At 65.4% G+C, this 19,806-nt stretch carries 13 protein-coding genes and 1 pseudogene; all 14 read right to left on the bottom strand.

Translation table 11 applies throughout. The annotated features are described in order from the left end of the window. Window positions 1-146 precede the first annotated feature (146 nt). On the bottom strand, window positions 147-1,517 hold the full coding sequence (locus N5C91_RS00640) for an OprD family porin (protein ID WP_279826924.1): 1,371 nt from the start codon (window positions 1,515-1,517) through the stop codon (window positions 147-149). Window positions 1,518-2,060: 543 nt separating this feature from the next. After that, a pseudogene (locus N5C91_RS00635) lies at window positions 2,061-3,421 on the bottom strand (OprD family porin). An 843-nt stretch (window positions 3,422-4,264) separates the two neighbouring features. Next, the gene (locus N5C91_RS00630; protein WP_236174331.1) at window positions 4,265-5,386 is read right to left on the bottom strand and encodes a polysaccharide biosynthesis/export family protein; all 1,122 of its coding nucleotides are present in this window, start codon (window positions 5,384-5,386) and stop codon (window positions 4,265-4,267) included. Window positions 5,387-5,417: 31 nt separating this feature from the next. After that, the gene (locus N5C91_RS00625; protein ID WP_279826918.1) at window positions 5,418-6,818 is read right to left on the bottom strand and encodes an undecaprenyl-phosphate glucose phosphotransferase; all 1,401 of its coding nucleotides are present in this window, start codon (window positions 6,816-6,818) and stop codon (window positions 5,418-5,420) included. 107 nt (window positions 6,819-6,925) lie between these two features. Beyond that, window positions 6,926-7,801 (bottom strand): glucose-1-phosphate thymidylyltransferase RfbA, encoded by an 876-nt coding sequence (gene rfbA, locus N5C91_RS00620; protein ID WP_236199223.1) that lies wholly within the window; start codon window positions 7,799-7,801, stop codon window positions 6,926-6,928. Next, complete coding sequence (locus tag N5C91_RS00615; protein WP_236174328.1) at window positions 7,798-8,916, bottom strand: glycosyltransferase family 1 protein; 1,119 nt, start codon at window positions 8,914-8,916, stop codon at window positions 7,798-7,800. The genes rfbA and N5C91_RS00615 overlap by 4 nt, the downstream gene beginning before the upstream one ends. Before the next feature lie 20 nt (window positions 8,917-8,936). Beyond that, the gene (locus tag N5C91_RS00610; RefSeq protein ID WP_279826912.1) at window positions 8,937-11,552 is read right to left on the bottom strand and encodes a hypothetical protein; all 2,616 of its coding nucleotides are present in this window, start codon (window positions 11,550-11,552) and stop codon (window positions 8,937-8,939) included. Beyond that, window positions 11,521-12,753 carry a glycosyltransferase family 4 protein gene (locus tag N5C91_RS00605; protein WP_279826910.1) on the bottom strand — a complete coding sequence of 411 codons (1,233 nt, stop codon included), beginning with the start codon at window positions 12,751-12,753 and terminating at the stop codon, window positions 11,521-11,523. Before N5C91_RS00605 ends, N5C91_RS00610 begins: the two co-directional genes overlap by 32 nt. Beyond that, window positions 12,750-13,748 carry a glycosyltransferase gene (locus N5C91_RS00600; protein WP_279826907.1) on the bottom strand — a complete coding sequence of 333 codons (999 nt, stop codon included), beginning with the start codon at window positions 13,746-13,748 and terminating at the stop codon, window positions 12,750-12,752. The genes N5C91_RS00605 and N5C91_RS00600 overlap by 4 nt, the downstream gene beginning before the upstream one ends. 45 nt (window positions 13,749-13,793) lie before the next feature. Then, window positions 13,794-14,318: a transcription/translation regulatory transformer protein RfaH gene (gene rfaH / locus N5C91_RS00595; RefSeq protein WP_279826904.1), complete on the bottom strand. Its 525-nt coding sequence runs from the start codon at window positions 14,316-14,318 to the stop codon at window positions 13,794-13,796. Next, window positions 14,315-15,064, bottom strand: a complete 750-nt coding sequence (locus tag N5C91_RS00590; protein ID WP_279826902.1) for a WbqC family protein — start codon at window positions 15,062-15,064, stop codon at window positions 14,315-14,317. The genes rfaH and N5C91_RS00590 overlap by 4 nt, the downstream gene beginning before the upstream one ends. Window positions 15,065-15,090: 26 nt before the next feature. Continuing rightward, on the bottom strand, window positions 15,091-17,304 hold the full coding sequence (locus N5C91_RS00585) for a polysaccharide biosynthesis tyrosine autokinase (protein ID WP_236174322.1): 2,214 nt from the start codon (window positions 17,302-17,304) through the stop codon (window positions 15,091-15,093). 31 nt (window positions 17,305-17,335) lie between these two features. Next, complete coding sequence (locus N5C91_RS00580; RefSeq protein WP_236174321.1) at window positions 17,336-18,265, bottom strand: glycosyltransferase; 930 nt, start codon at window positions 18,263-18,265, stop codon at window positions 17,336-17,338. Between the two features lie 2 nt (window positions 18,266-18,267). Beyond that, entirely contained in the window at window positions 18,268-19,803 is a 1,536-nt protein-coding gene (locus tag N5C91_RS00575; RefSeq protein WP_279826898.1) for an oligosaccharide flippase family protein, read from the bottom strand. Between the last annotated feature and the right edge of the window lie 3 nt (window positions 19,804-19,806).

Below are 19,806 nucleotides of genomic sequence, written 5' to 3'. Positions count from 1 at the left end.
TCTGTAGGAGCGAGCTTGCTCGCGAACGACTTCGCGACCCGACTGGTTCGCGAGCAAGCTCGCTCCTACGAAGAGCCGTCTTCCGCACCCATGAAAAAGCCGCCGCCTCTGGCGAGGTCGGCGGCTTCTTCGTTATCCCGCGAGAATTACAGCAGCGGAATGCTGTAGCTGACGATCAGGCGGTTTTCATCCTGGTCACGCTGGGTTGCGGTGCCGGCACCACTGACTGGCAAGCCACTGCGCAAAGCTGCGTTCTTCCAGGCAAAACCCAGGCCCTTGAGGTTGCCGTCCGGAATCACGTAGGCCAGGGAGATATCACGCTCCCATTCGCTCTTGTCGCCGTAACGGGTGTCGATATTGTCACCACGCAGGTACAGGGTCTGGAAGCTCAGGCCCGGCAGGCCAGCCTTGGCGAAGTCATAGCCATAGCGTACCTGCCAGGTGCGCTCGCCGGCATGCTGGAACTTGCCGATCTGCACATCGGTGATCAGGTAGGCGGTGGCGCCATCGCCATCGTTGATGAACGGGAAATCGCTGTCACCGCTGAGCTGCTGGTAACCGGCGCCGAAGCTGTGGCCGCTGATGGTATAGGTGAACAGGCCGCTGAAGGCGTTGTTGTCGACCTTCCCGCGGGTGACGCCGCCACCGTAGTAGCCGGTGGTGGAGTAGGCGGCATCATGGCCATTCTTGCCATCGTTGCGGCTGCGGAAGTAGCGCAGGTCGGTGTTCAGCACGCCGGCGCCCAGCTCCCAGTTGTTCTGCAGGCCGAGGAAGTGCTGTTTGTAGAAGTCCTGCAGGTTGCCGTAGTAGTACTGCAAGGTAGTGTTCTCACCCACCTTGTAGTCGCCACCGCCGTAGTAGAACTTGTTGGTGTAGTGGGCGTTCCCCGACTTACCGCCAGCGTTGGCACCTGCGATGGACAGCCCCTGATCGGAGTTACTCGAGGTACGCCCCTTCATGTGCTCGAGCTGGCCTGCGACAAAGGTCAGGTCGTTGAACTCCTTGGAGGTGACCTGCCCGCCACTGAAGGTCTGCGGCAACAGGCGGCCGTCGTTGTAGGTCACCACCGGCAGCTTGGGCTGCAGGGTGCCGTAGCGCAGCTCGGTCTGCGAAACCTTGACCTTGGCGGTCATCCCCAGGCTGGCAAAGTCGTCCACGGCGCGGCCATGCTCATCGGTGGGGAAGGTGATGCCGCTTAGGTTGCTGCTATCCGGGTTGTAGTGCGTGCCCTTGCCGCTGTCGAGCTTCACGCCCAGCAGGCCGAGAGCATCGACACCGAAACCGACGGTGCCGTCGGTGAAGCCGGAGGCGTAGTTGAACAGGAAGCCCTGGCCCCACTCCTCGGACTTGCTCGGCTGTGCGGAACCGTTGCGGTTATCCTGGTTGATGTAGAAGTTGCGCAGGCCGAGGCTGGCCTTGCTGTCCTCGACGAAGCCGCTGGCGGCGGCCGACTGGGCCAGACCGGCGGTGGCGATGGCCACGGCCAGACCGGAAAACTTGAGCGTGCGGTAATACATAGCAATTCCCCATGACATGTTCGTAAGCGCGTCACCGGGTTGCCGACGCAGTGCGCCCGGCGAAATGGATGACGGCAGTCGTGGTCACGGCGGATGCAGGGATGAGTGAATGTCGACGGAAGCAAGGGAGCCCCGATGGGCGATCTGCGCCGCCTTGCAGCTCCACGGATGGCCGGGTGCGCCAGATGATCAGGGCACATCCCAGGCGGCATTCGCTTCGTCACTCAGTCACCGGAAGACGTGCTCGACGCCCTTCCCCCGGTCCGCGCGACCAGCGCCACCATATGAGAAGGCCTGCTGCCATGTGGGAAATCGCCCGGCAGTTGGCAGCCCCTTGCGCGATCTTTGACCGCGCTCACGCTTGGTTTTTTCGCGCAGCACGCGCCTTCCCGGAAATGAATGGGAAGTCTCCGAAGAGAGGGCTCAGAACACGGATTCGACCAGCGAGATTTCCCCCCGGACAGCCCGGCGCCAGGCCCGCCCGGTGCCATGAAAAAAGCCGCCGCCTCTGGCGAGGTCGGCGGCTTTTTCAGCCCGCGAAGATTACAGCAGCGGAATGGTGTAGCTGACGATCAGGCGGTTTTCGTCCTGGTCGCGCTGGGCCGGAGTGCCCGGCTGGCTGGCGGCCGGCAGGCCGCTGCGCAGAGAAGCGTTCTTCCAGGTGAAGCCCAGGCCCTTGAAGGTGCCGTCCGGGATCACGTAGGCCAGGGAGATGTCACGCTCCACTCGCTCTTGTCGCCCTGGGCGGTGTCGATGTTGTCGCCACGCAGGTAGAGGGTCTGGAAGGTCAGGCCCGGCAGGCCAGCCTGGGCGAAGTCGTAGCCGTAGCGGACCTGCCAGGTGCGCTCGCCGGCGCGCAGGAACTTGCCGATCTGCACGTCGGTGATCAGGTAGGCGGTAGCGCCGTCGCCGTTGTTGATGAACGGGAAATCACTGTCGCCGCTGAGCTGCTGGTAGCCGGCGCCGAAGCTGTGGCCGCTCACGGTATAGGTGAACAGGCCGCTCCAGGCGCGGTTGTCGACTTCACCCTTGAGCGTGTTGCCGCCGTAGTAACCGCTGGTGTAGTAGCTCGAGTCGTGACCGTTCTTGCCGTCGTCGCTGCTGTGGAAGTAGCGCAGATCGGACTTCAGTACGCCCGGGCCGATCGCCCAGTTGTGCTGCAGGCCGAGGAAGTGCTGTTTGTAGAAGTCCTGCAGGTTGCCGTAGTAGTACTGCAGCGTCAGGTCCTTGGTCAGCTTGTAGTCGGCGCCGCCGTAGTAGAACTTGTTGACGAACTGGCCGGTGCGCGCATTGTTGGCACCGGCGATCGACAGCCCTTCGTTGTTGCTGGAGCTACGACCCTTCATGTGCTCCAGCTGGCCGCCGAGCAGGGTCAGGTCCTTGAACTCGTTGGAGGTGATCTGGCCACCCTCGAAGGTCTGCGGCAGCAGGCGACCGTCGTTGTAGGTCACCACCGGCAGCTTGGGCAGCAGGGTGCCGTACTGCAGCAGGGTGTTGGAAACCTTCACCTTGCCCGTGGCGCCCAGGTGGGAGAAATCATCCACCGCGCGGCCATCGCCGTCGGTGGGGAACACGGTGCCGGAGAAGCTCGAGCTGGTCGGGTTGTAGTGAGTGCCCTTGCCACTGTCCAGGCGCACGCCCAGCAGGCCCAGGGCATCGACGCCGAAGCCGACGGTGCCTTCGGTGAAGCCGGATGTGTAGTTGAGCAGGAAGCCCTGGCCCCACTCTTCCTGCTTGCTCGGCTCGGCAGTGCCGTTGCGGTTGTCGCTGTTGATGTAGAAGTTGCGCAGGGTCAGGTTGGCCTTGCTGTCTTCGATGAACCCACCAGCGACGGCGGATTGCGCGAGGCCTGCGGCAGCGATGGCGAGCGCGAGGCCCGATTGCGTGAGAGTGCGGCTTTTCATTGGAATTTCCCCATTTTATTGATCTTGGAAAGCAGGCCATTCGAGACAACGACTGGCTCCAGCGGAGCTCGACCGAACGGCAAGCAGCGACCGTGGCGTGTCAGGCACGCTCGGCATGCGGTTATTCGGCGGTGTACGGCGCTCCCCTAGACAGGGCTCAAGCGCAGGCAAGCAGGCGGGAGGGCAGCAGAAGAATGGAATGGCATGGATCGGATCTCGTGTCTTGTTGTTGTGGCAATGCGCTGGGCATGCGTCAGTGGCTAGGCAATCCCCAGGCCAACCGGCCTTACCTGTCTGACACCCAGTCATTTCCGACACTCGGAACGATCTGCAAGCAAATTCCTTCAGATAAATCAGCGGAAAACCGCCAAGAGCCCCCGTCGTCCTGGCGGATAACCGCCATCCCCTTTCGCTGTCACGGCAACGCTGGGGGCCACGATAAAAGAAGCTCTATAAATCAAAAAAGAATTAATTATTACTATGTAATTTCTTTATGGAATATATGATAGCACGAGCACTGGCCAAGGCCGCCTCCCTGAGGAGGTACCCAGTTTGTACGAATTGACTGACGGACCAGAAAGAGCGCAAGGCAACTGCCTACGTCACTGGCGACCAGGCAAAAAAAACCCGCCGGCGCTGCAACGCGGGCGGGTTCGGGGCCTGTGCTAGGGGGAGGCCCCAAAGGAGAGGGCGGAGTGGGATCCGCCTTGGAGTGGTGCGTCCCTGCACCCGATGGCGGCAATGATGGCCACCACCGGGCGCGGAGTCGATTCCAGCGATCCATCCGCTGCCGTGAGAAAATTCCCGAGCACAGCGGACCCCGCCGGAACGTGCCGTGACCGATCAGTTGCCCCCAACCGCGGCGCTGGTGCTGACGATGTTGGCCGACGGCAGCAGTTGGCTGATGAAGCGGTTCCAGCGGGTGATGTTGGCCGGCCCGATGAACACCACATCCTGCGGCTGCATGGCGAACTCCTTGGCCAGGGCATAGGCGGTCGGGCGCTTGGCCTCCAGGTGGAAGACCTGGGCCTGGAAGGTGCCCGCGGTGCTACCGGCGACCGACTGCGGGTTGCCGCGGATGACGTACACCGAGTCGCCGTCGGAGGTTTCCGGGGCCAGGCCGCCGGCATTGCCGAGCACTTCCAGCAGTGACAGGCCGGTGGTGCGGTAGGTGACCACCTGCGGACGTTCCACCTCACCGACTACGTAGACTTTCTTGCGGTCGTTATACGGCAGGTGGATCTGGTCGCCGTTCTTCAGGTAGATGCCGCTGAGTGTCGAGCCCGAGCGGTTCAACGCATCGACATCGAGCACGTACTCCCGACCATCACGCTTGAGGACCAGGCCGGACAGGTCTGCCTCACCGGTGATCACGCCGGCCTTGCTGACCGCCTGTACCAGGGTGGTGGGCGTGTTGTTCAGTTCGACCTGCCCACCGTTCTGGAAGGCCCCGGAAAGCACCACGTGCTGGCTGGCGTAGCGCAGCACGGTGACATCCACCTGCGGGTCGACGATGCCCTTCTTCGCCAACTGGCTGGACAGGCGTTTGCGCAGTTGCGCCGGCGTCTGCCCTTCGGCGCGCACCACTCCGGCATAGGGGAAGAAGATATTGCCATCGGCGCCGACCACGCGGCCGTTGGCTTCCATCTGCTGGGTGGAGCCGGGGCTGGTCAGTTCCGGGTGGTCCCAGACGGTTACCAGCAACACGTCGCCGCCGCCGATCACGTAGTCTTCCTGCGGCGGGCGATAGTTCAGCAACTCTGCGGCGACCCCGGGTTTGGCGGCGAAGTCGGCCTCCTGGCGTTGCAGCACCTGGGGCGTGATGGGGACGAGGGTGATCTTCATCCCCTCTTTCTGTGCCTCGCGCTGGATATCGGAATCCGTCATGTGCTGACCGGGGGAGAACACGCAGCCTTGTAGCGCCAGACTGCCGACTACAAAGCTGAAAGCGAGCAGGTTTTTCATGGCAATCCTTCCTTGAAACGAGTGTGAAGACTCAGTAGGCGTTGCGGTGTACGAAACCCTTGAACAGGGTCAGCACGACGATCTTCAGGTCCCACCAGACGGACCAGTTCTCGATGTAGTCGAGATCGAACTCGATGCGTTTCTGCATCTTCTCCAGGGTGTCTGTTTCGCCACGCCAGCCGTTCACCTGGGCCCAGCCGGTGATGCCCGGCTTGACCTTGTGACGCAGCATGTAACGGCTGACCTGACGCCGGTATTGCTCGTTGTGCGCCACGGCGTGGGGGCGTGGGCCGACCACCGACATGTCGCCGAGCAAGACATTGAAGAACTGTGGCAGCTCATCCAGCGAGGTGCGCCGCAGGAAGGCGCCCAGCGGGGTGATGCGGCAATCGTTGCGCGAGGCCTGGACGACGGCGGCACCGTCCTCCATGACCGTCATGCTGCGGAATTTCCAGACGCGAATGGGCCGGCCGTCCATGCCGTAGCGGGTCTGGCGGAACAGCACCGGACCGCGCGACGTGAGCTTCACGGCGACGGCGATCAGCAGCATGGGCACGGCGATCAGCAACAGGATCAACGAGGCCAGCAGCACGTCCTCGATGCGCTTGAGCACGGCGTTGGGGCCGTCCATGGGCGTGTCGAAGATGCTGATGGTGGCCAGCCCGTTGATGCTTTCGCTGCGCGCATGCAGCAGGTCGAACATGAACAGGTCGGGGATCAGGTACACCGACACCGTAGTGTCGGAGAGCTCGCGGATCAGCTCGTTGAGCAGCGGCTCGCGCGATAGCGGCAGCGTCAGGTAGACCTTGTCGATCTGCCCCGAACGGGCGGCTTCGATCAACGCCAGGCGGTCACCCTTCACCGGCACTCGCTCGCCGAGCTCCATCTGCTGTGGGCGGTCGTCGTAGAAGCCGATCAGGCGCAGGCCCATCCAGGGCGCGGCGAGGATGGTCTCGGCCAGTCGCGCGCCGACTTCGCCGGTGCCGTAGATGGCCACGTTGCGGCTGTTGAAGCCGTGGCGGCGGGCGACGCGCAGGAGCATGCGGATGGCCAGGCGGTAGCCGCCCATGATCAGCAGCGCCGCGGCGAACCAACCCAGCCGCCGCGGCTCTTCCAGCTCGACATGACGCAGGGAGATGTCCAGCAGCAGCACGGCGAAGAACGCCAGCGACCAGTACAGGGTGACGCTCAGCGACTCGCGCAGCAGCGACTCGCCGCGCCAGGAGCCGTAGAGCTGGTTCAGCTCGCCGAGCCAGTGGAACAGCATGACGCAGAGCAGCACCGAGACCCAGATCTGTGCGTCCAGCACACCATTGCCGGCGCTGAGCAGCATGACCCCGGTGAGCACGATCACCAGGATGTCGCTCAGGCGATGCGCCAGAGAGATCAGCGACTGGTGCGCTCGCAGAATTCCTTTTGTCTTGTTGGGCATGATGACCTCGCGATGTCCGGCATCGCTCCTTGAGCCGCTGCTTCGTTATCGCAGTCCGTTAACGGGCGCAGTGCCGGTGAGCCCGCCACGGGCTCTCCGGGTGCGATTCACTGTCGGTTGTCCAGCAGCAGTTGCTGCAGGTAACGGCCGTAGCCGGTCTTGCTCAGGCGCTCGGCCTGCAGCGCCAGGCTGGTTTCGCTGAGCCAGCCCTGCTGGAAGGCGATCTCCTCCAGGCAGGCGACCTTCAGCCCCTGGCGCTGCTCGATGGTCTGGACGAAATGACCGGCTTCCATCAGCGACTCGTGGGTGCCGGTATCCAGCCAGGCAAACCCGCGACCCAGCAGGCTCACGTGCAGTTCGCCCAGCTCCAGGTAGAGGTTGTTGATGTCAGTGATTTCCAGCTCGCCGCGCGCCGAGGGGCGTATCTGCCGGGCCATCTCCAGCACGCGGTTGTCGTAGAAGTAGAGGCCGGTGACGGCGTAGTTCGAGCGCGGCACACGGGGTTTTTCCTCGATGGAAAGCACCTGCCCCGACGCATCGAACTCGACCACGCCGAAGCGCGCCGGGTCCGCGACCTGATAGCCGAACACGGTGGCGCCGCGGGGGCGCGCGGCCGCTTCGCGGAGGGTTTCGGTGAAGCCCTGGCCGTAGAAGATGTTGTCGCCCAGCACCAGGCACACGGAGTCATCGCCGATGAACTGCGCACCGATCAGGAAGGCCTGCGCCAGACCATCGGGCGAAGGCTGCACGGCGTACTGCAGGCGTACCCCGAACTGCTCGCCGTCGCCCAGCAGGGCACGGAAGTTCGGCAGGTCGGCGGGCGTGCAGATCAGCAGGATGTCGTCGATGCCGGCAAGCATCAGCACCGACAGCGGGTAGTAGACCATCGGCTTGTCGTAGATCGGCAGCAGTTGCTTGGACACGCCCAGGGTGATGGGGTGCAGGCGGGTGCCGGAACCGCCGGCGAGAATGATGCCCTTCATGATCTGCCTCCTTGCTTGGCAATCTGTTTGGCGTCGAAGCGCGCCGGGTAGTCCGAGCGCTCCATCAGAAAGCTGTCGATCAGGCTGGAAAGCCTCAGTGCGGAAATGTCCCAGGAGTAACGCAACACATTCTCCTGCCCGAGCCGGCAGAGCTCGGCGCGCAGCTGGTGATCGAGCAGCACCCGGCGCAGGGCCTTGGCCATGCCCGGGGGATCGAGGGGGTCGAAGTACAGCACCGAGTTGCCCAGCACCTCGGGGATCGAGGCGCTGCTGGCAGCCACCACCGGGCAGCCGCAGGCCTGCGCCTCCAGCGGCGGAATGCCGAAGCCCTCGTACAGCGACGGGAAGGCGAAGACCGCGGCGTGGCGGTACTGCTCGATCAGTTGGTCGTCGTCCAGCCGGCCCAGCCAGCGCACCCGGTCGCCCTGCCCGCTCTGCTGCAACTGGGCATCGACGAAGCTGCGGTTGGCGGCGCCGACGATGTGCAGTTCCACGTCCAGGTCGCCGAGCAGGCGGAACGCCTCGATCAGGCGGGTGAAGTTCTTGTGCGCGGCCGGCGAAGACACCGCCAGCACGTAGGGTCGCTCACGCGTGGCCGCTTCGAGGCCGCTGCAGAACTCGGCGGACACCGCATTGGCGATCACATGGATGCCCTTGGGCGGGATGCCGTAGTGCGAGGCGATCTCCTGGCGGGAGAACTCACTGACCGTGACCTGCGCCAGCGAACGGCGCAGCATCAGCGGGATCATCAGGCGGTACAGCGCGCGGAACTTCCAGGAGAAGCTATCCGGGTGGCGCACGTAGGTGATGTCGTGGTGCGTCACCACCTGCCTCGAGTAGGCCAGCGGCGCCGTGCTGCACAGCGAGACCAGCAGCGGCCGGCCATGGCGAGCCAGCCACAGCGGCAGATCGACCTGCTCCCAGAGGTGCCCGCCACGGCGGCCGATCTGCTCGACACGCAGCTGGTGGGCGATTTCCGGGCGGAGGATTTCGCCCGGCGGCGCAACGAAGTGCAGGTCGCTGCGCAGCCGCGCCAGCGACAGCGAAATCTGCTCGGCGAAACGCTGCACGCCACTGACCTGCTGGGTGAGGAAACGCGCGTTGATCACGATCATGAGGGTTCTCCGCGAGGGAGTCAGCGCAACGACAGTTGCGGGGCCGACGCGCTGCGCACCAGAGTGGGCGAGGCGTCGATGCGGATGCTGGCCTGGCACTCGCCACCGCCGTCGGGGCATTGCCAGGGCACCGGCCGGCCCTCGCGGCGGGCGATGCCCTCCACGGCGTCCAGGCGCCAGAGGGTGTCGCTGCTGCCAGGCTTGCTGGTGATGTTCAGGGTCTGCTCGTGGCCCAGGGTCCAGGCCACCAGGACTTCCTCGCTGGCCTTGGCGAAGCGCAGCAGGTAGACGTTCGGGTCCTGGTTCGGCACGCGGCCGACGAAGCGATAGCGGCCGATGATGTCGGCGACGCTGGCCATGGCGTGGTAGGCCGGCTTGGGCTGGCCGCCGGCGGTAAGCAGGCCGAAGTTGTGTTCCATGTCCGTGCGGTCGATGCCGTCGTCCACCAGGTCGTACCACCAGGCGCCCTTGACGTCCGGCAGGCTGCGCACCAGCACGTAGGCACGGGCCAGGTAGGCGGCCTGGCGTTCACGGCTGATGCCGCAATCGCCTTCGTGGGCTGGCCAGCTGAATTCGGTGAAGTACAGCGGAACCGGTTTGCCGGCAGCGTTCTGCAGCTTCTGGTTGACACCCTGGAACCAGTCCAGCCAGGCCTCGGGCGTGGACATCTCGCCCTCGCAGTACACCGACGGGTGCAGCGAGACTCCATCGACGACGTCGAGCACGCCGCCACCGACGATGCGCTCGGCAAAGCCCTGGCGGATGCCCTTGAGGGTGACGGCCCCGGCGAGCACCTTGGCTTGCGGGTCTTCCTCGCGGATCACCTTGGCGGCCGCGCGCACCAGGGTCAGGTAGTCGTCGCTGAAGTCCTTGTCGGTGGCGTTTTCCGAGTCCCACTCGTTCCACACCTCGTAGAAGGCGACCTGGCCCTTGAAACTGCGCACCACGTAGCGCACGTAGCGCAGATAGCCCTCGCGGGAAGCGTCGTCGCGTGGCTTGGCGTTGCCGTAGAACTGGTTCTCGTTGCCCAGGATCAGCAGCGTACTGATCCCCAGGTTGCGCGTACTGCGCAGCTGTGCGCGCCACGCGGCATCGATGGACAGCTTGCCGCGCTCGCGCTCGACGCTGGACCAGTAGGCATCGTCGCGGAACGAGGTAATGCCGGCCTCGCGGCCGAGGCGATTGATGCCGTCGCGGTTGCCGGCGCGGATGTTCTGGTGGGTGCTGGCGCCGACGATGAATTCCGGCGCGCCGAGGTTCTCCGGCGCTGTTTCCCTGGCCATGCTGGTCGGCGATTGCAGCAGGCCGCCGAGCAGCAGCGCGCAGGCCAGCAGGCTGAGCATGCCGCCCTGCAGTCGCAGGGTACGCGGTGCCGGTTGCGGTGCGGCTTCGCCTGGCAGGCGCAGGGCGCGGCCGATGGCCAGGCCGAGGAACAGGCTGGGAATTGGCGATTCGAGCACGTCGCTGGTCCAGCCGATGAGCAGGATGCAGTAGGCGATGCCGAGCAGTGCGCGCGCTTCGCGGCCGGGCTGGCACTGCAGGCGCATCAGCATCGGCACCGCCAGCAGGTAGAGGGCAACACCCGCCACCCCGAACAGGCACCAGAGGTAGAGCAGCGAGTTGTCCGCCACCGCCAGTTGCTCGACACCGAAGATCGGAAAGGCCGCGTAGGCGCTGCCGGTCATGCCCAACCCGGCGCCGGTGTAGATCCAGCCGTTGTAGTCCATCACCTTGATCAGGTTCGGCCAGGTGTTGACCAGGCGATCCACCATCGAGCCCATCAGGTTATCGCCGGTGGCGCTGGCCAGGTACGGGTCGACCTGCGCATACAGGCCGTACAGCGGCAGCAGCAGCGCGCCCAGCACTACCAGCAGCGAGGCGAACAGGAACAGCAGGCGCTGGCGGGCAATGCTCATCACCATGAGGGCGAGGAAGAAGGCGCCGGCGGAGGACTTGTTGGTGGTGAGCACGATGCCCACCAGCGCCACCGCGTAGAGCAGACCGCGCGCCAGCAGGGGCAGGCGGAACGACCCCAGGTAGAGGCTGAACACCGCCAGCATCATCGCCAGGCTGGAGGACATCCGCGAGAAGCCGGCGATGCGATCCAGGCCGTAGGCGCTCCAGGAGCGGTTGGCGCTGACCTCGACGCCGCCCATGGAGTAGGTATAGCCCTTCCACGGCACATTGATCAGCAGGTCCAGCGCGATACCGATGAGGGAGGCGACCAGGCAGAAGGCGATGATCCAGCCCACCGCCTTGCGGTGCATTTCCAGGTAGGGGCCGCAGAGCAGGCCGAACAGCAGCGGGGCGTAGATGAACACGGCGAAGAAGCCGCTCTTGAACTCGGCGCCATGCAGCCGCCCGAGCAGCAACGAAGCCGCGGCGAGGATCAGCAACAGCCACAGCCCGCGCTGCTGCGGGCGAGTGATCAGCTCCCAGGCCACCGCGATGATGCAGGCCACCTTGGGCAGATAGACGATCGCCGACAGCCCGGCCTGGTCGGTGTAGAAGCGCAGCGCGCCGTTGAATGTCTCCACCAGCAGCAACGCCACCAGCACCCCGAGCGCCAGTAACGAGCGGTCGAAGGTCACGCGACGGTCGAGCTCAAAGCGTGGATACGGGGATTGCAGTTCCATGCTGGACTCCGCGGGTAAGCAGGGTGTGGCGAAGGATGGCTTCGTACTCGTCGAGCATCCGTTCCACGCTGAGCATCGGCGCCACGTACTCACGGGCGCGCGCGGCCAGGCGCTGGCGCAGTGCCGGGTCGCGAACCAGGCGCCCGATGGCCTCGCCCAGCGAGTCGGGGCGCGCCGGCGAGCAGAGCAGGCCGTTGATTTCGTCCTGGACGATTTCCACCAGGCCGCCCATGCGCGAAGCGATCACCGGCAGGTGGTGGGCGCAGGCTTCCAGCGCCACCAGGCCGAAGGACTCCGGCGACAGGCTGGGCACCACGGCAACATCGATCTCGCTGAAGAACTCGGCCGCCTTGCGGTAGCCGACGAAATGCACGCGCTGCGGGTCGGCGGCGGACTTCAGCTGGTTCACGTAGGCCGCGTCGCCGCGTCCGGCGATCAGCAGCGAGGCATCGTCGCCGCGCGCCTGGAACTGCTCGATCAGCCACTCGACGCCTTTGTTCGGCGTCAGCGCACCGATGAAGCCGAAGCGCAGCGGGCGACGCCCGGCGGACGGCGGAGCGATGGCCACTTCCGCCATCGGCGAGCCGTTGTAGACCACATGAGTCTGGCTGCCGGCGAAATAGCCGGCGTCGAGCAACGCGTTGAGCTGGTAGCGACTGACGCCGATCACCGCATCGACGTCGCGCGAAGCCGCTGCGTGGCTGCGCCGCAGCAGCGCGCAGGGCGCACACTGCTGCTCGCAGTGGCGGCCCTTGTGGAAGCGCACGCCACGCGGGCAGGTGAGGTACTGGTCGTGGAGGATCTGCACGATGGGCAGGCCGGCGGCGCGGATCGCATCCCAGGCGGAGATCGACCAGCCCGAGAGATTGTGGCAGACCACCAGGTCCGGCTGGAGCTCTGCCAGCACCTTCGCCAGCACCTTGCGCATGCCGTGGTTGTAGCGATCCCGCGCATGCCAGGCGAGCCGCTTCAGCGCGCCGTAACCCTGCTCGTCGAACGGCCAGTAAAGGTTGCGCAGGCCGGCGCGCAGCACCGCCACCTGGTTCAGCGTTTCGCGCCGCAGCCCCGCCTCCGGGCCGGTGCAGAGCACCTGTACCTCATGGCCACGGGCATGCAGGCCCTCGGCCATGTGCTGCAACATGACCTCTGCCCCGCCACCGATATGCGGGGCGTAGAGGGTGTTGAGCAGCAGCACTCTCATAGCGGGTAGGCCCGGTTCATGCCGAGCGCGCCGGCCTCGCCATCGCGGATCGCCTGCAGCAGCAAGGCCAGGCGGCTCTCGCGCTGGTGGCGGCGGGCGAAGAAGTGCAGCAGGCGAATGAACACCCAGCGGTTGAAGCGGTACATCAGCGGCGAGGTCACCCACAGGTTCTTGTCGAACCAGGCCTGGTTGCGCGCGGCGTAGTAGGCGCGCAGGTCAGAGCTGCCGAGCAGGTAGGTCTCGTAGATGTTGGAGGTGCGCGCCTTGATGTTCCAGGAGTTCTCCAGGTCGTCCAGGCCCGCCTCGGGCACCAGGTAGAGGTGACCACCCAGGTTGCCGATGCGGAAGGTGTATTCGGTGTCGTCGGCGTAGAGCACCAGGTCGCGGCGCGGCAGGCCGATGCGGCGGAACAGGTCGGCGTGGCCGAGCAGCCCGCCGTAGTAGGCGAACGGCAGCTCCAGCAGCGGCTGCGCCGGACGTGGTGTCGGCTTGCCCCAGGGCGTGCGCCGCCAGAGCTTGTAGGGCAGCTGGCGCACGTGGAAACCGAAGTAGCTCGAGCGCGGCGGCGCGATGAAGCGGGTCGGCACGCCCGAAGCGACGTCGGCCTGGTGGGTCGGGCGGAAACCCAGCACCGCCGTGTTGTCGGTGCCATGGCGCAGCGTGCAGTCGATCAGGCGTTGCTTGAGCAGCCCGAACGAGCCCGGTGTCGGCGCGTTGTCGTCATCCATCAGCCAGATGAAATCGCAGCCGCTCTTCAGTGCGGCCTCGATGCCCACGGCATAACCGTTGGCCGAGCCGGTATTGCTGTCCAGCTCGATCACCTGCACGCGGTTGGGCCAGAGCATGAACAGCTGGTCCAGCTCCGCCACCGAGGCATTGCTGACGACGATGGCGCGGGTGATGTCCTTCTCGCGGAAGGCGCGAGCCAGCAGTTCTTCCAGGTACTCCAGGCGATCGCCGTAGGTCAGCGTCACCAGCACAGTGGATCCATTCATCGCGCCACTCCTCCTTGCACTTGATCGTCTGAAAAAGTGGGCGCCTCAGGCGCGCCAGCCGCCGATACCCGCCGCCGAGAGCTGGCTGAGGGGAACCCGGATGCGTTGTTCGCGTTGCAGCAGGTTGAGCAGGATCAGCGCGCGCTCGGTGCCGTCGTCGCAGACGAAGATGGCCTCCACCTCGCAATCGCCGGAGCACTTCACACGCACCACCTGGCCTTCGTGGAAGCCGCTGGACGGGCGCTCGGGCATGGCCAGCAGGCGCTGGCGAATGCCTTCCACCAGCTCGTCGGCGACCGCCAGCGGTTGTGCGCCGAAGCTGACGATGCGCGCCACGCCACGGGTGGAGCGAATCGGGAACCAGTTGTCGTGCTGCTGATCGAGGCGGATGAACAGATAGCCGGGGAACAGCGGCTGCGCCCGACTGCCCAGCTTCACCAGCGGGCGGTAGCAGGTGAAACCCTGGCGCCCGAGGTTCTCCTCGGCACGCAGTTCCTGGTGCGGTTTGGTCTGGATCAGGTACCAGCGGTACTGCGCGGCTTGCAGGCCTACGCTGACAGCGGAATTCATGATTCGTACTCCCCAAGAAGGTCCGACGAGGGAGCGGGTCGCTCCAGGGTGTAGCGGCCTAGCAACCGCTGCATCTCGTCCGGCGGGTTGAACATCAGCACGTCGATGATCGACAGGCTGGGGACGAAATCCGGGCTGAACTGCGGGTAGCTCAGTTCATCCATGCGCAGGAACTGCAGCTCCAGGCCGTGGGCCTGGAACACCTCGGGCGAATACAGGTGACGGCCACCCTCGGGGTTGAGGTAGACGTCGCCGCCGCTCTGCTTCACCGCTTCGATCAGGCGCTGGTCGCGGCCGATGTCGTCGGCCAGGTCCAGCTCGGAGACACGCGCCATGGGGGTATCGATACCCAGGTGTTGGCAGATGCGGCGGATCGAATGTTCGGCGAAGTGCGACAGATTGCGCTCGGGGTGTTCGAGTATTTCCTCCAGCAGGGGCATCACCTGCGGGTAGCACGGCGCACGGTGGTAGGCGTGGCGAATGGTGTGCAGCAGGCGCTGGTTGCTCAGGCACATCTCTTCGCTCAGCCGCCGCTCGTTGATCGCCTGGGTCTGCGAGCCCTGCTCCAGGGGGAAGCTGAACTGCCAGATCTTGCCGCCGACCAGCAGGCGGTTGCGGTTGATCCAGCCTCGCCGGGTGTACTGCAGGCTGTCGCCGAGAATGAACAGGCCGCTCGCGGCGATCAGCTGGAAGTACCCCAGGTAGGGGAACAGGTACGGCTGCATGAGGCTGACGATATGGACCATGGCTGCATCCCTTCCCTAAGTACCTTTCAGTCCTTGGCGTCGTAGCGGTAGGCGTAGGCGCCGTAGTCGTAAGCGGCGGTCGAGGCCTTGCGTTTCACACCGTTGAGGATCGCCCCCTGCAGGTGGATGCCGCTCTGCCCCAGGCGCCGCCGCGCGGTGTCGATCTCGCTCGCCGGGCTCTGGCCGAAGCGGGTCACCAGCAGGCAGATGCCGCACAGCCGGCCGACCAGGGCGGCGTCGGTCACCGCCAGCACTGGCGGGGTGTCGACGATCACCAGGTCGTACATCGCCGAGGCATCGCGCAGCAGCTGGGCGAAGTTGTCGTGCATCAGCAGTTCGGAGGGGTTGGGTGCGGCGAAACCGCAGGAGATGAAGTCCAGATCCGGCACCTCGGTGGGCAGGATCACGTCGCTCAGCGGGCGGTGCGAACTCAGCGCGTCGGACAGACCGTGGCGCGGGGTCAGGCCGAACACCCGGTGCAGGTAGCCCTTGCGCATGTCGGCGTCGATCAACAGGGTGCGCAGGCCCGATTGCGCAACGATGGCGGCGAGGTTGCTGGAGACGAACGACTTGCCGGCACCCGGCGCCGGGCTGGTCAGCATCACCACGTTGTTGCGCGCTTCGAGCAGGGCGAAATGCAGGTTGGTACGCAGGCTGCGGATCGCCTCGTTGGCCAGGTCGCCAGGTGTCGAGGCTGCGAGCAGCTTGGGCGTGTGGCCGAGGATGTCGCCCTTGCGTTCCTTCTCCAGACGCTCCTGCTGCCGCGAGTAGGGAACCGCGGCAAGCACCGAGAGGCCGAGTTGTTCGATCGCCTCGGGGTTCTCCACGCCACGGTAGAAGGCCTGGCGCAGGAACAGGATGCCCAGGGCGACGCAGAATCCGAGCAGAGTGGCGAGCAGCACGATGACCTTGCGCATGGGCTTGGCCGGCTGCTCGACGTTGGCCTGGGCGGTATCGATCACGCGCACGTTGCCGATGGTGCCGGCGCGGATGATGTCCTGCTCCTGGGCCTTGTTCAGCAGGCTGGTGTAGGTCTGCCGGGTGACCTGCATGTCACGCGACAGGCGCAGCAGTTCCTGCTGGGTGGCCGGCAGCGCCTGGATGCGCTTCTGCAGTTGCGCCTTGCGGTCTTCCAGGCTGCTCATCTGCTTGAGCAGGGCCTGGTAGGTCGGGTGCGTCGGGGTGTAGAGGCGATCGTAGTCGGCGCGCTTGAGCCTGAGTTCGGAGAGCTGGTTGTCGATGCCCACCACCTGGTCCAGCACGCCGCGGGTCTCGACACTGATGTCGGCGGACTTGGCGGTGGTCTGATAGGCGTTGTAGGCGGCCTCGGCCTTCTCCAGGTCCATGCGCACCACCGGCAGCTGCGAGCGCAGGAACTGCAGGCGCTGCGAAGCTTCGGCGGAACTGCGCTCGACGTTCTGCAGCACGTAGAGCTGGCTGATCTTGTCGAGGATGCGGTCAGCCTGCAGCGGATTCGGGTCCTCCAGGGTCATGTAGATGATCCCCGAGTCCTTGCCGGCCTCGGCCACCTTGAGCAGCTTCTGGTAGTTCAGGGTGGTGGTCAGCAGGCGGTTCTTCGCCACGATGAACTCGCTGCCGGGGCGCGCCACCAGCTCGTCCACCTCGATGCTGAAGCCCTTGTCCATCACGGTTTTCTTCAGCTCGCCGCGCAGGATCAGCTGGCCGTCGGCGTTGAGCAGGTGATAGGCCTCGCCGCCATCGGCCACCAGGGTCAGCGGCTCGCCCAGGTATTCCTCCGGTACGTCGAGGGAGAACACCTTGATCTGCTCGCCGCCCCAACCGTAGGTGCCCATGCCCAGCCAGGGCGCGGCAAGTGCCTGCCCGGCTTCGGGCTGGTAGCGCCGCGCCAGGTAGTCACCGATCAGCGGCAGGTGCCGCGGCTTGGCGATGATGTCCAGCTTGAGAATCTCCACCGCCTTGCCGAGCACGGCGCGGGACTTCAGCAGCTCGATCTCGGTGGAGGCGATCGACACCGAGTCGGGGCGGTTGATCACCTCCGGCGTGCCGTTCAGGCCGTTCTTCTTCTGCTCGATCTGGATCATCGCGCCGGAGACGTAGATCGGCGTGGCGACCACCGCGTAGAACAGCCCGAGCACGGCGAACAGGCCGGTGACGGCGAGGATCATCTTCTTGTGATCGAACAGCAGGCGCAGCAGGCCGGCAACGTCGATGCGGGTGTCCTGGAGCGTTTCCAGGGACGAGCGGGGCATGACACTCATGGACTTCCATCCTCCAGTGAGTTGGCGCGCGTCAGCGCGCCTGAACCGGGTTGAGCCGCTTGAGCAGATTGGCGCCGTGGTTGCCGATCAGCAGCAGGAACGCCTGGACCTTGCGCACCGGCGAGATGGCCGCCATGGACATCCGGCAGACCTGCATCAGGAAGTACTCGTTGAGCTCCTGGTTCCCCAGGCGCTGGTAGTAGCGCGACAGGCAGTAGTAGGTGTGCAGGGTCATGTGCTGCTGCACGCGAGCAGCCTGCATGGAGAAGATCCCGCCCTTGTGCACGCGGTAGGCGGCCGGGCGGATTTCCTCGATGAAGCGCCCCTTGCCGAAGGCCCCCAGCAGCGACCACCAGCACAGGTCGACCATGCGCGTGCTGAGCAGCTCCGCGGGCATCTCGGTGAGCACGTTGCGGAACACCGTGGTCAGGGTGGAGATCGCCCGCGCCTGCTGCAGCTCCAGGCGGCTGGCATCGCGGCGGAACTTGCCGGTGAGCTGTTGCGGCTTGATCACGCCGTCTTCGTTGAAGGTGTAGGCGTCGTGATAGGTGATCACGTAGTCCGGATTCGCCTCGAGGAAGTCGACCTGGATCTGCAGCTTGCGCGGGTCGGTCCAGTAGTCGTCGCCTTCGCAGTAGGCGATGTAGCGGCCACGCGCCTTGCGGAATACCGGCAGCCCATGGGAGAGGCCCTTGGAGTACTGGTTTTCCTTGTGGAAGATCGGCTTGATGATGTGCGGGTAGCGGGCCGCGTAGTCGGCGATGACCTCGGTGGTGCCGTCGGTGGAAGCGTCGTCATTGACCAGCACTTCGATGCGGAAGTCGGTGATCTGCTCCAGGAAGCTGTCCAGCGTGCGGCCGATGTAGTTGACCTGGTTGTAGGCGAGGCAAACGACGCTCAGCAGGGGCTTGGGGTCTTCCGGCCAGTTGGAAAGGATCTGCAGCTCGGAGCGGATATCCATGTCTAGACACTCGGCTTGTGGGACGGTTTGAACAGGCGCAGCAAAGCCGGGGCAGAGCCCGCGCCCACGAGGAACAGGGTGATCAGGCCGCACACGGCGAGTGCCGCCAGCAGCCACAGGCGCTCGCCGGAACGGGCCAGCAGCGTGTAAAAGGGTTCGCTGAGCAGCAGGCCGGCAGCGCTCAGCGCGGCGATCTGCAGGGTGTCGCGCAACCAAGCGCCGTGCAGGCCGGGAGCAAAGGTGCGGTGCACGATCGCCGGCCAGATCAGGAACGACACCAGGCGCAGGCCGAACCAGCACAGCGCCACGCCGAGCACGCCGTAGAGGTAGGCACTGGCGATCACCAGCGGCACGCTCACCAGGGTGGAGATGACGCTGTACCAGACGTGCATGCGCAGCTGGCCATGGGCGTACTGCAGGTAGAACTGGAAGCTGGCCACCGCCAGCAGGCCTGAGCCGAGTACGTACCAGGCCAGGATCGGCCGGCACCAACTGGCGGCCACGGCATCGCCGCTCCAGGCCAGGACCAGGTCATGACCATGAGCGGCGATCACCGCGACCATCGGGAACAGCAGCACACAGACGAAGCGGTTCGCCTTGAGATAGAGCTGCTGCATGTCTTCGTGGCGTTCTTCGGCGACCAGCATGGTCATGCGCGGCAGCAGCGACTGCGCCAGCGGATTGACCAGCGTGAGGACTCCGCCGGCAATCAGCGCCACCAGGGAGAAGTAACCGTACTGCTGCAGCGGCAGCAGGTTCGACAGCAGGACCTTGTCCAGCTGGGTGAGCACGATCCACAGGCAGGAGGTGAAGGACATGCCCAGGGCGAAGGGCAACACCGGGCGCACCGTGTCGCGGCAGAAGCGGGTCAGCAGGCGCACGTCCATCCACAGGTAGGCCTTGCCGCCCAGCAGCAGCGCCTCGATCAGCGACACCGCCACCTGGAACTGGAAGAACACCAGCGGGTCCTGGCTGACCTGCGCCACCAGCAGCAGGCCACCGAAGTAGCGCAGCGTGGTGATGAACACGTTCACCGCATTGATGAAGCCGTGCAATTCCTGCCCCTGCAGCGCGCTGCGGTACAGGGTGGCGTAGAGCCGCAGGGCCACCAGCAGGCCCATCAGGCTGACGCACTGGGCAACCAGTTCGGGCGAGAGCTGCTGCACCTTGAGCCACTGCCCGGCGATCCAGCCGCTGCCGCTCCACACCGCCAGGCTGCTGAGGAAAGTCAGCGGCAGCAGGATCAGCTCGAAGGAGCGCAGCAGGCGCGCCTGGTCCTGGCCTTCACCGCCAACGTGACGGCCATGGGCGCCACGGCCATGGGCCACCTGGCGCACCAGCGCCGGCGACAGGCCGACATCGAGCAGCAGCAGCCAGCTCTGCAGCACCGCGAAAAAGCCGATCAGGCCATAGGCCTCGGCCCCGAGGTGGCCGAGGTAGAACGGCTGGATCAGGATGCCGATGACGATGGCGTACGCCTGCCCTGCGTAGTTGAGCAGGGTGTTGCGGACCATCGACAGCGAGCGGGCGGTGCGCATGAT

This window comes from Pseudomonas sp. GD03903, from assembly GCF_029840045.1.
Lineage (GTDB): Bacteria > Pseudomonadota > Gammaproteobacteria > Pseudomonadales > Pseudomonadaceae > Pseudomonas > Pseudomonas pseudonitroreducens.
The sequence above is the reverse complement of the archived record's forward strand: the minus strand, read 5'-3'. Positions and strand labels throughout refer to the sequence as shown.